We start from the raw sequence: 16447 nt of genomic DNA, 5'->3' as shown, positions 1-16447 counted from the left end.
ACTGGGCACGTTAAGCCAATCACTTATTAATATCACTTATTGGCATCAAACTGAGGCATATTATCGGCATTAAATGGTAGTGCGTCAAAGGCTTGCTGACGATACTGCGCCATATATAGTCGGTCTTTGCGACAGAAATCTGCAATCGCTGGCACAAAACGTGGGTCATAGATACGGTGCAGCGAGTGCGTCGTCGTTGGAATAAAACCACGCACCAGTTTATGCTCCCCTTGCGTACCTGGGTCAAAATACGTCAGACCTTGCTCGATAGCAAACTCAAGCCCTTGATAATAACAAAGCTCAAAGTGCAAGCTATCATACTCACCGAGCGCGCCCCAATAGCGGCCGTACAAGGTAGCATTATCATCAACATTGTCGCTGTCCGCTTTATCGTATAAGAATAAGCTACTCGCGATGATTTCACCATCGGCATCCATGGCTTGCGCCAACATGATGTGCTCAGGCATGCTGTCGGCTAGCGCCATAAAAAAATCAAGGGTCAAATATGGCTTTTGCCCACGTACTGCATAAGTCATCACATAACAATGATAGAACGCTTGCCAGTCTTCATCCGTGATGTTGTTACCACACTTACGCTGACAGCTAATGCCTTGCTCGCTGACCTTGCGACGCTCAGCCCGAATAGTCTTGCGTTTTTTAGCTTTTAATGTCGCCAAGAATCCTTCAAAATCCATAAATAGCTGGCTGTCTTGGCTAAGGTTTTTATTTTGCCATAAAAACTGACAACCTTGACGCTCAAGTATCGGCATTTCAATGATAGTGGTAGTAGGCATAGCGATAGGCGAGCCAATAGGTTTGCTCGCTAAGTCATTCTTTTGGGCGGCGAGCGCCTTTTCTATATCAATCTTAGTCGGCATAGAGTTGATAGCAAGCGAGGACAGCTCATCTGTGACAAACAATCCATGCCAGCCCGACGCGCCTACTTGCTGGGCGACATCATCAACGCCAGCAATCGCCGTCTTTATAATGTCTGCAGTTAAGCTCTCGCCTTCTGCTAACCACAAGCGCTGTCCGGTAATCGGGGTGTAAGGGACACTTGTCACCAGACGTGGGTAATAATCGAGACCGTATTGAGCATAAGCTTGTGCCCACGAATGGTCAAATACAAACTCACCTTGATGATGACCTTTTATGAACACGGGCATGACGGCTACCGGATGCGTTATGTCTGCCAGTGCTGCCTCTCTCAACTTAGCCGATTCTGCTACGGCATCATTCTGAGTACCCTCTACCCGATGTACCAAGATATAAATAGGTAGCCAGCCTGCTCGCTCACCAATTGCGCCAGTATCACTAAGCGCTTGCCAAAAATCAAATGACATAAAAGGAGTATCTGGCGCTTGCCACTGTGCTTGGCTCTGCCAACTGGTATCACTGAGTAGCGCATATTGTAAAGTCATAGTACCCACACTGTTTTTTCTTAAGGGTTTAGCCTACCAAATATCAGCGCTTTTGCTGTCACAATTTGCAAAAATAGCCATATTTCTTGAAAATTACGTAGCACGCCTTAATATCAAAATAGCATAAAAAAAGCCAGCCACACGAATGTAGATGACTTTACGAAACTAGCCGTACTATTTTTAATTGAGCGCTTTCAGCTAATGAGCACACTATTTTTATAAATGATAGGGTGAACGATATATCTATTAATTGCTATTACCTGATGACTCAAAAAACAGGGTTTAAAGAACGGTAATTGTATAGAAAAGATGATATCAACGCTCATGACTGGTAGAATAAGGCTATTATTAGCTTAATATAATTTGTATACATGAGATATGAATAAAAATAGTACAATTGGTTCATTATGCGAGATTGACATCGCCTTGGATCTATAGTGGGTCAACTATAATCTGCTGTTAGTCAGCCAGTTTTGTGTAGAGAATCACAATACTGTCTCAACGTACTATTTTTAGTTTTGATTCACCACAGTTAGCGACAGAAATTTTTAAGTTGCCTTGAGGCTCTCCAAAAGATTACTCATGTTACATTTGCTCCAAGCATGGCCCACTATCGCAGAGAGTCTCTATAGAAGCACCCATTGATTTAAGCATTAATATTAACTACAGCCTAAAGGGATACACTACTATAATGTCAAAAATTATTTATACAAAAACTGATGAAGCCCCAGCGCTAGCAACCTTGTCCTTCTTACCTATTGTCAAAGCCTTTACCCAAACCGCAGGGGTTGAGGTGGAAACCACTGATATCTCTGTTGCCGCGCGTGTGTTGGCTGAATTTCCAGAGTATTTAAGTGAAGAGCAGCGCGTTCCTAATAATCTAGCTGAGCTTGGTCGATTGACGCAAGATCCTGACACCAACATTATCAAACTGCCAAATATCAGTGCTTCTGTTCAGCAGCTAAAAGCCTGTATCAAAGAACTACAAAGCAAAGGCTTTGCTATCCCTGACTTTCCAGAAGATCCAAAAACCGACGAAGAACAAGAAATTCGTCAGCGCTATGGTAAAAGTCTAGGCAGTTCGGTCAACCCTGTACTGCGCGAAGGCAACTCAGATCGCCGTGCGCCGAAAGCCGTTAAGAACTTTGCGCGCAAGCATCCGCATTCTATGGGCGAGTGGAAGCAATGGTCAAGTACCCACGTATCACACATGCACAGCGGTGATTTTTATGATGGCGAACAGTCGATAACTTTAGATAAAGCCCGTAACGTGCGTATGGAGCTGTTACTTGAGGATGGTACAACGAAAGTATTGAAGCCAAAAATTGCGTTGCTTGATAAAGAAGTCATTGACCTGATGGTCATGAGCAAAAAATCGCTACTAGAGTTTTATGAGCAAGAAATGGAAGACTGCCGCGAAGCTGGTATCTTGTTTTCACTGCACGTAAAAGCCACTATGATGAAGGTTTCGCACCCTATCGTGTTTGGACATGCGGTTAGAATTTATTATAAAGATGCATTTGACAAGCACGGTGCTTTTTTTGATGAATTAGGCATTAACGTCAACAATGGTATGGCTGATCTATACGACAAAATCTCTACTCTGCCATCCTCTAAACGTGAAGAGATCGAGCAAGACTTGCATGCCTGCCAAGAGCATCGCCCACGTCTAGCGATGGTTGACTCTTCAAAAGGTATCACCAACTTCCATTCGCCAAGTGACATTATTGTCGATGCGTCAATGCCTGCGATGATTCGTAACGGTGGTAAAATGTGGGGCGCTGATGGCAAACTATATGATTGTAAAGCCGTCATGCCAGAGTCTACCTTCGCCCGTATTTATCAAGAAATGATCAACTTCTGCAAATGGCATGGTAACTTTGATCCAACCACCATGGGTACGGTTCCTAACGTAGGCCTCATGGCACAAAAAGCAGAAGAATATGGCTCACATGACAAAACCTTTGAGTCTAGCGCTACCGGTATCGCCCGTATTGTAGATATTGATACCGATGAAGTATTGCTTGAAAAAGATGTAGAAAAAGGCGATATCTGGCGCATGTGTCAAGTCAAAGATGAGCCTATCCAAGATTGGGTGAAACTTGCCGTTCGCCGTGCGCGTGAGTCAGATACTCCCGTCATCTTTTGGTTAGACCCGTACCGTCCGCACGAGAACGAGCTAATCAAAAAAGTTAACATGTATTTGAAAGACCATGATACTGACGGTCTGCACATTGAAATCATGTCACAGGTGCGCGCCATGCGTTATACCTTAGAGCGCGTCGCTCGCGGTCTGGATACTATCTCTGCCACAGGTAATATTCTACGAGATTATCTCACTGACTTATTCCCAATTCTCGAGTTAGGAACCAGTGCTAAGATGCTATCAGTCGTACCATTAATGAAAGGCGGCGGTTTGTTCGAAACTGGCGCTGGTGGTTCTGCACCCAAGCACGTTGAGCAGCTGGTAGAAGAAAACCATTTACGTTGGGATTCATTGGGTGAATTTTTAGCCTTGACGGAGTCATTGGAGCATTTGGCCAAAAACGATAACAATGCTAAAGCGCAAATCTTAGCAGATACGCTCGATAGAGCCACTGAAACGTTGCTGCTAAATGACAAATCACCGTCACGTAAAACCGGTGAGTTAGATAACCGTGGTAGCCATTTCTATCTGGCGATGTACTGGGCTCAGGAGCTGGCCGCACAAGACCAAGATGCAGATCTTAAAGCGCAATTCGCCCCGCTAGCGCAAAAGCTTGAAAGCAATGAAGACGCCATTATTAAACAGTTTAATGATGCTCAAGGCAAAGCGGTAGACATCAAAGGCTACTACTTCGCAGATGAAGCATTGGCTGAAAAAGTCATGCGTCCAAGCACCTTATTCAATGAAGCGTTGGCATCGTTGTAATAGATTTAACTGGCTAGCCTTAAGTAACGTTACTTTTGCAGCTAGCGTCAGTTAAAAACAATAAAACACCCCGCAGCTCGATAGAGTTGTGGGGTGTTTTTTATTGTCTGTAGATAAAAAGGTAATAGTGCTTATATAGGGTCTGTGCAGACAGAGGCGACAAAAAATTGATATCAGCAGTATCGTAGCGATTCTAAAATTCCTTGACCATAGTTATAACATCAGCATAAAAAAATCACCATAAAAAAATCACCATAAAAAAGCCACCTACATGATTGTAAATGGCTTTTTCAACAGCTTATATTAAATTGCTTTTAGCTCATCATAAAGCGATGACTAGGCATCCATGTGCTTAATGATTGCTTTACCAAACTCAGAAGTGCTGAGCAAAATAGCATCAGGCATCAAACGCTCAAAGTCATAAGTGACCGTTTTATTAGCAATAGCGCCTTGAATACCATTGATAATGAGGTCAGCGGCTTCTGTCCAGCCCATGTCACGTAACATCATCTCAGCCGATAGAATCAACGAGCCGGGGTTTACTTTGTTCTGACCAGTATATTTAGGCGCAGTACCATGAGTCGCTTCATAGACAGCGATTGCGCCGCCTTTGTTGGCACCCGGTGCAATACCGATACCGCCCACTTCAGCCGCTAGGGCATCAGAGATGTAATCACCGTTTAGGTTAAGCGTGGCGACGACAGAATAATCGGCAGGACGCATCAGAATTTGCTGCAAAAAGGCATCAGCAATGACGTCTTTGATAATGATGTCATTACCCGTTTTTGGGTTTTTCATCGTCATCCAAGGGCCACCATCTAACAACTCTGCATCGAAGCGCTCTGCGGCTAATTCATAGCCCCAGTCTTTAAACGCGCCTTCGGTGAACTTCATGATATTGCCTTTGTGCACTAAAGTCACACTCGGCAAATCGTTATCGATAGCGTGTTGAATGGCTTTACGCACTAGACGCTGCGAGCCTTCTTTGGATACAGGTTTGATGCCAATGCCGCAGTCATCGTCGAAACGAATCTTCGTCACGCCCATCTCTTCTTTTAAGAACTTGATGATTTTCTTAGCGTCATCACTGCCCGCTTTCCACTCGATACCGGCATAGATATCTTCTGAGTTTTCGCGGAATATCACCATATCCGTCAGCTCAGGATGCTGCACGGGGCTTGGCACGCCTTCAAACCAGCGAACGGGACGTTGGCATACATAGAGGTCAAGCTCTTGACGCACAGCGACGTTTAATGAGCGGAAGCCGCCGCCTACTGGCGTGGTTAATGGCCCTTTGATACTGATCACGTAATCTTTTAAGATCTCTAGCGTTTCGCTTGGCAGGTAGTCACCATCATAGATTTTGGCCGCTTTTTCGCCCAAATACGCTTCCATCCAAATGATGGACTTTTTGCCATGGTAAGCTTTATCAACTGCAGCATCAACCACCTTGACCATGACCGGAGTGATATCTACCCCAATTCCATCGCCTTCAATGAAGGGAATAATGGGATGATTGGGGACATTCAACGATAAATCAGCGTTGACGGTTACTTTTTCGCCGTCTCTAGGTACGATAACCTTATCATATGACATGGATAAAACTCCTTGGTTGTATGTTGGATGTCGCAAGTTTCATTGGTACTCTAGGCGCTCCATTATGCTTGCGCTACTTTATTATGGCTATGCGTGGTTATAGTTATACGTAATTCACGTCTTTAGCTAAGCGAGAAAAAATCAATTACTTACGATCTTATATTTACGGTTCTTAAATGTGGGCATTTTGCAAATCCATTCTGAACTCACATTATGGCACTCAATGCTTTAACATAAAAAATTGAAAAAAATTTTAATAATAGCCATAGGCAGCAATGAAAAGAAAAGCCAGTTAACAATAACATCAGCAAAAAAATTATGAAAATAAGTAAAATAACAAAAATACTTTATATAAACTTAATAATTATTGATAATTTACAAGCCTAGGTAACTGTAAAAATCTGATGTGCTATCCTAATCATTGTACTAAGATAAAGGGCTGCGTAACAATTTTTCTAGCGCATAACTCATGTGCAAGTATCAATATTATAAATACCACTATTATAACATGGTTTTACTGTAGACATAAAAGCGCACCTTCATAGGCTATGGCTGATAAGTTAATACATTATTTGTTGTGTGTTCTTTTTTGATTACAATAGCGTTAATTAAGTTATCAGCCGCTTCATAATCGGTCTAATTCTTACCTTTCATGCTTTATCAATATCTTTATTTAGGAAATGCTATTTTATGTCGACCACCAGTCTCATTCTGTTTAATAAGCCTTACGGTGTGCAAAGTCAGTTCCGTGATGACAGCAACAACGACCACACCACCCTATCGGAATATTTCACGGATAAGTCTTTGCGCGTTGCTGGCAGATTAGATGCGACATCTGAAGGGTTACTGATTTTGACGAGTGATGGCAGGGTTAATAAAGCTATTACTCATCCACCAAAAGCCAATGCTGGACGTAAACAAGGTAAGACTTATTTAGTACAAGTTGAAGGTACTCCTACTGCCGAGCAACGTGATAAGCTTCGACAAGGCGTGATTCTTAAAGATGGTAAAACTCTGCCTGCCGACATCAAACAGCTTAGTGAAGAGGATTTACCGATGCCACTTTGGCAACGTGACCCGCCTATTCGTGAGCGTAAAAGCATACCCACATCATGGTTGATGCTGACGATTTATGAGGGTAAGAATCGTCAAGTCAGACGCATGACGGCGCATGTTGGCTTGCCTTGTCTGCGTCTTATTCGTTGGTCAGTGGCAGGCTTTGAATTGGGAGAACTGGCAGTTGGTGAGTTTGTGCGTATCCATTTAGACAGTGCAAAACTGCGAGAATTGGGTGTTCATAATTAATCGAACCTAACATCATGTTGATGTCGGTATTATGAGGGTCTGTTGAACATTCAAATGTGGTACTGGCAGCGTCTATTTTTTAGACAATACGCAGTGAAATTTTTGACGACTAGTCGTTCTAGGTTAGACAATTTCGCCATGTATTGGCAAAAAATAGCCCTGCCCTGAAAGGCTGATACTAAAATCACCCCAAACATTGTTGTAAACCTAGCTAAGGTCTCGACATTATCGTCGGTTTACGCCTGATTTGATAAAAGGTTTGATGCGATTTTAGCGATCAGCAGTCCTAATATTTGAATGTTCAACAGACCCTAACATTAATTATCACTTTTATGAATAATATCTACCAACTATCACGTGTTCGAGTATAGATAGCAACAACAGATAATATAAATAAGATAAATAAGATAATGGATAAATCGACACACGTATCTGCTTGAGAGAGCTCAGTCATGAAATCGAGCAAATATATTACGACCTGTTAAACATAGCGTCTCGAACTGGTAAGGTTTATCTGCTAAGATTCAGCACTTCACTGCCTTAGTGCCATATTAGTGGCGTACTTTGACTTTGCCTCTATTTATTGTTCCTCTTGTCTCTTTTAAGGATATGTCATGATTCCTTCGCGTCGTTTCGCCTTGTTCGCCACCAGCATTGCTGCGGCACTTATACTGAGCGCTTGTCAGCCAGCAACCGAGAACGATGAGGGGATGCCTACAGAAAAAGTGGCGACACCATCGACTGAGATGCCTGCGAATCATGAAGGCATGGACATGGATGCTCACGCAGGTCACGATATGACAGGTGGCGATGCAATGGCGGATGAGATGCAAATGACGGATATCCTCCAAGACTACACCAAGTCAATGACGAGAATGCATGATGAGATGATGATCGGCATGGTCTATAACGATGCTGATACTGCCTTTGCGAAAGGTATGCTGGGACATCATCGCGGCGCCCTAGACATGGCAAAAATCGAGCTAAAGTATGGTACTGACGCCGCCATGCGAGAGCTGGCGCAAGAAATCATAACGGCGCAGCAAGCTGAAATAGACATTATGAATAAATGGCTCGCTGGCCATCCCGATGCAGCTAAACCCAAGCCTAATACTCAAGCGATGCAGCAAGCTTATGCCAAGAGCATGGATGCAATGCATGATGACATGATGCTAGGTATCGCTGACCCTGTCCCTGATATGGCGTTTGCACGAGGTATGTTGCCCCATCACATGGGCGCTGTAGACATGGCAAAAATACAGCTCAAGTACGGTACTGATGCCGAGATGCGCAAATTGGCTCAAGATATCATCGATGCCCAGCAGTCTGAAATTGAACGCATGCAAAACTGGATTGCCGCTAACAAAACCGCCGAGGTTAATAACAACGCTGTTAGTAACGATACTGTTGGCAATGACGCTACTGTTAAAAATGAGGCATCCACTAAAGCGCCTGCTGAGCAACCTGCTATCTAAATTGAATATGGTTCAATCGGTACCGATAAATGTACAAGCTATCACATCAAACCCCTTCTAATCATAAATGCTTAGCAGGGGTTTTTGTTTTTACTCGGACATATTGAATCATAGCTACGGTTCAAAGTATGTTAAAACTGCTCTATTTACGCTTGTTGACGTGCCATGACATCAAGCCATACCTGCCAGCTTGGCTGTACGGTTGAATGGTCACTACTATCGTCTGATAATGACTCTGTCTTTGCTAAGTACAAGCTTACTTTGTGCGGAAAGGTTTTGTCGTCTATGCTCTGCTGTTTTGCACTATTAAGCACCGCTTTAGGTAGTACGCTGACGCACATCAACTCATCGCGACGAAACAGGTAACATTCAACCTCACGCTCTGCTTTAATAAGCGACGCTAATTGCTTGGTGTCTGCCTTGATACCGTCAATAGCGATGATGACATCATGCGCCGATATACCAGCGTTGGCAGCCACACTGTCACGCGTCACGCGATTGACCTTCAGTCCAGCTGGCGTCTCACTACAGCGCATACCCCAAGGCACATGCTTATCGGCAGTTTCTTTGCTATTAACATGTATTTTTATGCCGTTTGCCGTTAATAATGCTTCAATGGGTAATTCTTCCACCCCATTGACATAGCGGCGCTCAAACTCTTGCCAGTCAGTAAGCGCCATAAATTGCCCGACAACTTTGCCCATATCGGCACTGCTGATACCAATCCGTCGGTTGTCATTCTGCGTTGCTTGGTTATAAAAAGCCTTGACCACATCAAATAACCGATAACGACCGTTGCTCTTTTCGAGTAAAGTTAAATCTAAACAAAGCGCCACCAATGCGCCTTTATTGTAGTAACTGATCCCAGCATTACCTGTGTTTTCATCATTACGATATAATTTAATCCATGCATCAAAACTCGACTCAGCGACACTTTGATAGGCGCGTCCAGGGGTTTGATAGTAACGATTGATTTGTTCAGCCAGTAATTTGAGATAACTTGGTTTATCAATCACCCCTGACGCTTGCAACATAAAATCATCGATATAAGAGGTAAAACCTTCGAATACCCAAAGCAGCGGTGTAAAAGCTTCGCGGCGCAAATCTACATCCAACATGACATCGGGGCGTACGGTTTTGACCCACCACGCATGAAAGTACTCGTGGCTGCACAAGCCTAAAAAACGCTGATAATCGCTGCTGGGTACTTTGGGTTCGTCAATACTGGGCAAGTCGCGACGCGGGGTAATCAGGCTGGTCGAATTGATGTGCTCAAGACCTCCGTAGTCTTGCCCACTGGCAAACGTCATAAACGTATAGTCATTGAATGGTGCATCACCCAGCCAATCGAGATACGTCTGACAAATGTGGGTGACGTCTTGCTGTAACCTGCCCATATTGGCACTATGCTTACCCGACAGATAAAAACGGTGAGGTAGGGTCTGATGCGCATTATCTTGGACAATAAAGTCAAATTTGTCCTGTTCAGCGATTTCAAAAGGATAATCAATCAGCTCGTGATAGCTGTTTGCCTGTAGTGCAAAGCACTGCTGCCCATCAAGTCGTAAATGGGTAGATTCAAGACCACAAGCTAAGAGCACACGGCTTTCTTGTTTATCCGCAAAAAATGTGGCTGGCACTATCAAGCTTACTTGTATAGGCGTCTGCTCTTGCCCATCTACCGCTAGCGCTAAAGAAGTAAAGTTCCCATATAAGCGCTGCTGATCGACGTAGGCGGTGCGCACAGACAAGTCATAACAGTAGACTTCATAATGGACGTCTACGGTCTGCCGTGCTTTAACTTTTGGTAATTGCCAGGTATTTTTGTCTGTCTTTACCGCGCGCTGTATCTCAACGCTCTTATTATTGTCGTCAGTGATTTGGTAATGTACTGCGGTAATATTGCGGGCAAACTCGCGCATCAGATAGCTACCCGGTATCCATGCTGGCAACCACAGCTTTGGTGAGTCTACGTTTGCTGTAAAGGTAAGCGACACATCTACTAAGTGCTCATAAAAACGCTCAAAATCGAATCGATAACTGCTATCGGCTACGATTTCAGCATTCTCACTGATTGAAGTCGTACTTATTGACTTATTATTGGGAGTGTCGGTGTTAGAACTATTGATATCAGCTTTATTGGTAAATGAATTCATCGTCTTTCTCATCTTTATTTTTATCGTTATGGTAGAAGTCCTTAACCGAAAACGCAACGGGCAAACCAGAAAAAACAAGCACGCTACTCTGTAAATGATAGAAAACAACGTTTATTTTCATAAATTATGATATTAATTTGCATTTTTTATCACTTTTCCCTTGAAAGTTATGTGAGCCATCGCAATTAAAGATGCTAACTGCTAAAGTTACTTTAATAAACTGATGATAATTGACTAATGACGTGGCTATCTGGCTTGCCGATTGGCTTTTTTAGGTTTATTGCAACCGTATTTAATTTTTTACACAGATATATTTAGGATAACTTATGACTACTATCGCAAAAGACACTGCCGTCAAATTCAATTACACACTAAAAGACGACGAAGGCAACGTGCTTGACCAATCACCAGAAGGTCAGCCACTTGCTTATCTACATGGTCACAGCAACATCATCCCAGGCCTAGAAAAACAACTAGAAGGCAAATCTGCTGGCGAAACAGTAAACGCTGTCGTTGAGCCTGCTGATGGCTACGGCGAATACCAAGAACAAGCGGTACAGCATGTGCCACGCGATAACTTCCAAGGCGTTGATGACATCCAGCCTGGTATGCAATTCCAGTCAGAAGCCGGTGGCCAAGTAATGTTGGTGACGGTTACTGAAGTAAATGATGACGAAGTGGTCGTTGATGCCAACCATCCACTAGCTGGTAAGCGTTTGACATTTGATGTTGAAATTCAAGAAGTACGTGCAGCGACTGAAGACGAACTAAACCACGGCCATGTCCATGGCGCAGGCGGCGTTGAGCACTAATCTCTATTTGAGTATTAGAAAACATTTAAACGATAAGCGAGTACGATGAAGCTTGTCGTTTATCGTAAAAGGTCAGTAGATACGTCTACTGGCCTTTTTTTATGTTTTACGGCTTATCTATAAAAATACTTTATCCCAAACGTAACAAAGCCGCATAACGACGAGCGCTATGCGGCTTTTATCACCAACCATCCATGTTAACGCTACATGATACCTAATCCCGAGGCATCCTATAACTAGCAGGCATCCAGCCTTATTATCCCTAATTAGCAAACCATCTATCCCTGATGCGATCTTTAAGATACCAATCCCTAGTATCAATGAACTGTTTCGTTCAATCGTGCCGTACAGTTATAATCGCAGATTGACCCAAGGTTAGTAAGAGGTCGAAGCGTCAATCCATGTAAGCATATGCTTACATGGTTGTTTATATGACCGCTTTTATGGTTCGCTCATATACGGCTGCTATAGACTCTCTTCAGGGCTAACCGTTGCTTTTGAATCAGCGCTGAGCATAATATAAGCCGCTTCATTGATAAAAGCTTCGTCTTCAGGTAGCTCTGGACGCTCATTGGCTTTCATTTGACTACGCTCTTCAAACTTCGCATCCATCGCCGCCTGATAAGTGTTCCAGTTGGCATACGGACGCTCACCTGTAGCGATGAGGCGCTTATTCTCCGCTTCTAATGAACGCTTTTCGATTAGCTGCATTTTGGCACGGCGGCTATTGATATCGAGATTGACAGGCTTTTTCTCATCATCCATATCGCGAATGTCATTCAACGCAGATAAGTAAATAAACTGTGGATCCTTTTGCTGACGAATTGTAGACTGCTGGTTCAGCGTCGCTAACGTATCGCTAGTGAATTTACCTTCAGGCTTATAAGGCGCGGTTTTGATGGTATCCCAAGGCAGCGCTTTTTTCTGTGCCCGCTCGCCAAAGGTAGCATCGTCATAGATATTAACCAATTCGACATCGGGGACTACGCCTTTATTCTGCGTACTGCCGCCGGTGATACGATAGAATTTACGTTGGGTTAAGGTCGCTGAACCCAAGGCTAAATTGTCCAGCTGAATCTGGGCAGAGCCTTTGCCAGTTGTGGTACTGCCAACCACCAAACCACGGCCATAATCTTGAATGGCGGCAGCAAAAATCTCACTTGCAGAGGCAGACGCTAAGTTAGTAATGACCACCATCTTGCCGTCATAGAGTTGTTCGCCACCATCGTCGTCACGGTATACTTGGATGTTGCCGCGATTGTCACGGATTTGGACCAGTGGACCACTCTTAATAAAGAAGCCGAGCATTTTGGCCACTTCATCTAACGAGCCACCAGGGTTGTTGCGTAAATCAACCACGAGGCCATCGATGTTTTCTTTATTTAATTCTTTGAGCGCTTTTTCGGTATCGATACTGACACTGCGATAATCTTCACCGTTACGGCGCGCCTGATAGTTCAAATAAAAGCTTGGTATCTCAAGGACGCCAATACGCTTGGGTGTTTTATCGATATTCGGACGCTGTACTTCTACGACGCGCTGGGTAACGCCTGATTCTTCTTGCTGAATAATATCGCGCACCACAGTGACGGTACGGGCGCTGGCTTCTGGTGCGCTGGCCTGACGTAGCTTGAGCGTGACTGAAGTACCGCGCTTACCACGAATGAGACTGACGATTTCACGCGTCGACCAACCGACTACATCGGTCATGTTTTTGCCGTCTTTGGCGATACCAATAATCAAGTCATTGGGCTTAATCTGTCCCGTTTTTGCCGCTGGCCCACCATCTACCAAGGTCACGATGCGTGTATAGTCTGGGTTTTTACGATCTGGCCGGATAGAAACACCAATGCCTTCTAACTGTAGACTGGATTGAATCTGCAACTCTGTCGCTTGAATAGGTGCATAATAATTGCTGTGCGGATCATAAGTCAGCATCGCTGTGTTTAAGATAGTCTCCATGATTTCGTCATCTTTGAGACGCTTAAACTGCTCTTGTTGACGTGACAAACGATTGAGCAAAATCTCACTGGGCGTGCGCTCATCATTACGGATCAAATCCTGACCACGAGTGATGTCTGGATTATTTAAGAAAACTTGCTCTTTGGCTTTTTCATCTTCTTGACCCAAAGTAATACTCATCAGCTGAAACTTCAGCTGACGCGCCCAATAATCACGCTGTTCTTTTTTGGTCTTAAAATGGCTAAGCTTTTCGCGGTCAAGGACGATGGTCTCATCGCTGGTCAAATCCAGATCCGTCTTTAGCATTTTGCTTGCCATGGCAAAATATTCGTTCGAGCGTTTACGATAGCGCTCAAATACCTCTACCCCTGCAGACAAATCACCACGTTTGAGGCGATCACCGAACTCGGCGGCATATTTTTTCTTTAGCTCATCAACATCAGATTGCAAAAACAAGGTATGGTTTGGATCAAGGCTATCAATATACATAGACAGAATTTCGCTGCCTGTTTTGCTATCGAGAGACTGATTGAGATAATGGCTGCGATCCAGCAAGGCGGCGACCTGACGAGTGGTGACTTTTTGTTCAGGTGTCTGGACGAAACCTTCGGTGTTGGTATCTGCCACTGCGGTACCGTAGCTCTGAGTAAGAATAAGACCGGCGATGCCCACTGACGCTGCACTGAGTAACCACTGTGCTGGTTGTTTTTTCATCATATCTACCTAGTTATTTTAAGTTAAAAGTATTATTAATTTTCATCGAAAGAATTTGCTTGGTCATTCCCTATGCATCAAATTTAGTTATTCTCTTACAGCGCTGATTTTTCACAAACCATCTTTATGGCATTCACTTTATATTGCATTAACCTTGTTATGAATTTGACAACTGCCAAAAAAGATACTTTATATAGTCGATTCAATTTAAAAGTAGTACAAGGCAACCGAGTGTAGATGTATATGTGATACTTCAAGCGAGGTTAACGCTGTAATACTTTTATAGTGGAATGACTATAAGACTTCAGCATTGCTATTACGTAATGATATTTTTACTTAATGAAATGACTGCTTTATCATATTAATCGTTGAACAAAATACTGCCAACGTCTTGCAAAAAATCAATCAATACTAGCATGAGCATAAATGTGCAACTGTCTCAATCTGTATAAGCAATATTACACTTTACCTCGGTACATACCAAACTTTCTAGCATATTTATTAGCGATGGCTGCTGCTCGCTGCTTGACAGATATCGGTCATTCATTTCGGTCAATTTAACCAGTAGATTATGCGCAGCTCACAATAGCTGTCATAATATATCGATAATAGTGAGTGATTATTGCGCTTATTTACCCTGGTTGATGGTGCGCTGAGCTCATAATATAACACTGAATAGTCGATTCTATTTGCCTCTGTTACAAAGGAAATTGCGTGCAGTTAGGCAGACCGTACTGTACGCTGATTGATGCAATAATGGCTTTAGAATAGATGACTGATATAACATAATAAGGATCACGCGATGTATGGCATCTTAATGATTGATATTGATAGTACCGCACTGACTGCTGAAGATGTGAGTTTAATCAAACAAGCCCAAGTTGGTGGGATCATCTTGTTTGGCCGAAATGTCAAAGATGCCGCGCAAGTGCGCGCACTGTGTGACGATATACGTTACCACAACGCCGATATCTTGATCGGTGTTGATCAAGAAGGTGGGCGCGTCGCAAGATTACGTGAAGGTTTTACCCCATTGCCCGCGATGGGGCGACTGGGTGAGTTATTTAATCAAGATCCTAGCCGTGCGCTTAGCTGCGCTTATGACTGTGGCTATCTAATGGCAGCAGAAGTGCTGGCCGTGGGCATAGATCTGAGCTTCGCACCGGTACTCGACACAGACGGTATTAGCCAAGTGATTGGTGACCGTAGCTTTCATCAGCAGCCGCAAGCCATTACGGCTTTGGCGACCCAGTTTATGCGCGGTATGAAAGCGGCTGGCATGGCAACCACTGGTAAGCATTTCCCCGGTCACGGCGCCATCGCTCCTGATTCTCATGTATCAGAAGCGATCGACAGCCGCAGTTTGGATGAGATTATGCACAGTGACATGCAGCCGTTCGCCCAAACGCTGCCTTGGCTTGATGCGTTGATGCCAGCGCACGTGATTTTTTCACAGGTAGATAACAAGCCAGCGGGATTCTCTAAAATTTGGCTGCAAGACATCATCCGTGATGAGCTAAAATTTGATGGCGTTCTATTCTCTGATGATTTATCTATGGCAGGCGCGCAAGCAGCTGGGGATGTTAGCGCGCGCGTCAAAGCAGCGATTGAAGCTGGTTGCGACATTGCTTTGGTATGCAATGATAGAGTTGCGGCTCATGAAGCGGCCGAAGCGGCGCAAAACTTGCCCTACCCCAATCAAAAACGTATCAAAACCATGTGCGGGCAGATACCCGTTTGGCAAGGTAATCTTGAGGCGACTTGTCAGCAATTTGACTATTGGCAGCAAGCAAAGCAGAACGTCACTCAGACCTTTTTTAATACCTCGGCAGAGCAGCCATCTACAGATCATGCGGCATCAAAAGATCCTACTGTCTATAAATAATAACCTGTCATTTTTTTAGTAAATCCATAAATATAGTCAAAATATCCTAAAATCGCGACGGTATTGCTGATATCAATTTTTTGTCGCCTCTGTCTGCGCAGGCACAGCAAGCAACAAAAATGGATATCAGCAGTGCGTGATGGTTCGATATTACTTTTCACTGACTATATATGCCAAATCTATAGCAAATAAAAAACCGCATCTTTTTTT

The 16447-nt window shown here is 43.8% G+C and carries 9 protein-coding genes; 5 read left to right on the top strand and 4 right to left on the bottom strand.

Annotated features, from left to right (window positions below; genetic code table 11):
• Nucleotides 1-32: 32 nt before the first annotated feature.
• Complete coding sequence (locus tag CXF65_RS08740; RefSeq protein WP_101211828.1) at nucleotides 33-1421, bottom strand: GNAT family N-acetyltransferase; 1389 nt, start codon at nucleotides 1419-1421, stop codon at nucleotides 33-35.
• 691 nt (nucleotides 1422-2112) lie between these two features.
• On the opposite strand from CXF65_RS08740, the gene CXF65_RS08735 reads away from it, so the two are divergent.
• Nucleotides 2113-4332 carry an NADP-dependent isocitrate dehydrogenase gene (locus CXF65_RS08735; RefSeq protein WP_101211760.1) on the top strand — a complete coding sequence of 740 codons (2220 nt, stop codon included), beginning with the start codon at nucleotides 2113-2115 and terminating at the stop codon, nucleotides 4330-4332.
• Between the two features lie 336 nt (nucleotides 4333-4668).
• Here the strand turns inward: CXF65_RS08735 and icd are convergent, their stop codons facing one another.
• On the bottom strand, nucleotides 4669-5928 hold the full coding sequence (gene icd, locus CXF65_RS08730) for an NADP-dependent isocitrate dehydrogenase (RefSeq protein WP_101211759.1): 1260 nt from the start codon (nucleotides 5926-5928) through the stop codon (nucleotides 4669-4671).
• Between the two features lie 690 nt (nucleotides 5929-6618).
• Here icd and CXF65_RS08725 point away from each other — a divergent pair.
• Both CXF65_RS08725 and CXF65_RS08720 read left to right on the top strand, forming a co-directional pair.
• Nucleotides 6619-7233, top strand: a complete 615-nt coding sequence (locus tag CXF65_RS08725) for a pseudouridine synthase (protein WP_101211758.1) — start codon at nucleotides 6619-6621, stop codon at nucleotides 7231-7233.
• Between the two features lie 614 nt (nucleotides 7234-7847).
• The gene (locus CXF65_RS08720; protein WP_025651684.1) at nucleotides 7848-8708 is read left to right on the top strand and encodes a DUF305 domain-containing protein; all 861 of its coding nucleotides are present in this window, start codon (nucleotides 7848-7850) and stop codon (nucleotides 8706-8708) included.
• 146 nt (nucleotides 8709-8854) lie between these two features.
• Here the strand turns inward: CXF65_RS08720 and CXF65_RS08715 are convergent, their stop codons facing one another.
• Nucleotides 8855-10864, bottom strand: coding sequence for a M61 family metallopeptidase (locus tag CXF65_RS08715; protein WP_101211757.1), 2010 nt, complete (start codon nucleotides 10862-10864; stop codon nucleotides 8855-8857).
• Nucleotides 10865-11190: 326 nt separating this feature from the next.
• On the opposite strand from CXF65_RS08715, the gene CXF65_RS08710 reads away from it, so the two are divergent.
• Nucleotides 11191-11676 (top strand): FKBP-type peptidyl-prolyl cis-trans isomerase, encoded by a 486-nt coding sequence (locus CXF65_RS08710; RefSeq protein WP_025651686.1) that lies wholly within the window; start codon nucleotides 11191-11193, stop codon nucleotides 11674-11676.
• Nucleotides 11677-12141: 465 nt separating this feature from the next.
• Here the strand turns inward: CXF65_RS08710 and CXF65_RS08705 are convergent, their stop codons facing one another.
• A complete protein-coding gene (locus CXF65_RS08705; protein ID WP_101211756.1) occupies nucleotides 12142-14352 on the bottom strand; it encodes a carboxy terminal-processing peptidase in 2211 nt (736 codons plus the stop codon).
• An 802-nt stretch (nucleotides 14353-15154) separates the two neighbouring features.
• On the opposite strand from CXF65_RS08705, the gene nagZ reads away from it, so the two are divergent.
• Nucleotides 15155-16237, top strand: coding sequence for a beta-N-acetylhexosaminidase (gene nagZ / locus CXF65_RS08700; RefSeq protein WP_101211755.1), 1083 nt, complete (start codon nucleotides 15155-15157; stop codon nucleotides 16235-16237).
• Nucleotides 16238-16447: the final 210 nt, after the last annotated feature.

This window comes from Psychrobacter sp. Sarcosine-3u-12 (assembly GCF_002836005.1).
In the GTDB taxonomy this organism is placed as follows: Bacteria; Pseudomonadota; Gammaproteobacteria; order Pseudomonadales; family Moraxellaceae; genus Psychrobacter; species Psychrobacter okhotskensis.
The sequence above is the reverse complement of the archived record's forward strand: the minus strand, read 5'-3'. Positions and strand labels throughout refer to the sequence as shown.

What these genes read in the sequence shown, in the direction of transcription:
- CXF65_RS08740 (WP_101211828.1), bottom strand. Translation starts at nt 1,421, where the DNA reads ATGACTTTACAATATGCGCTACTCAGTGATACCAGTTGGCAGAGCCAA.
- CXF65_RS08735 (WP_101211760.1), top strand. Translation starts at nt 2,113, where the DNA reads ATGTCAAAAATTATTTATACAAAAACTGATGAAGCCCCAGCGCTAGCA.
- icd (WP_101211759.1), bottom strand. Translation starts at nt 5,928, where the DNA reads ATGTCATATGATAAGGTTATCGTACCTAGAGACGGCGAAAAAGTAACC.
- CXF65_RS08725 (WP_101211758.1), top strand. Translation starts at nt 6,619, where the DNA reads ATGTCGACCACCAGTCTCATTCTGTTTAATAAGCCTTACGGTGTGCAA.
- CXF65_RS08720 (WP_025651684.1), top strand. Translation starts at nt 7,848, where the DNA reads ATGATTCCTTCGCGTCGTTTCGCCTTGTTCGCCACCAGCATTGCTGCG.
- CXF65_RS08715 (WP_101211757.1), bottom strand. Translation starts at nt 10,864, where the DNA reads ATGAATTCATTTACCAATAAAGCTGATATCAATAGTTCTAACACCGAC.
- CXF65_RS08710 (WP_025651686.1), top strand. Translation starts at nt 11,191, where the DNA reads ATGACTACTATCGCAAAAGACACTGCCGTCAAATTCAATTACACACTA.
- CXF65_RS08705 (WP_101211756.1), bottom strand. Translation starts at nt 14,352, where the DNA reads ATGAAAAAACAACCAGCACAGTGGTTACTCAGTGCAGCGTCAGTGGGC.
- nagZ (WP_101211755.1), top strand. Translation starts at nt 15,155, where the DNA reads ATGTATGGCATCTTAATGATTGATATTGATAGTACCGCACTGACTGCT.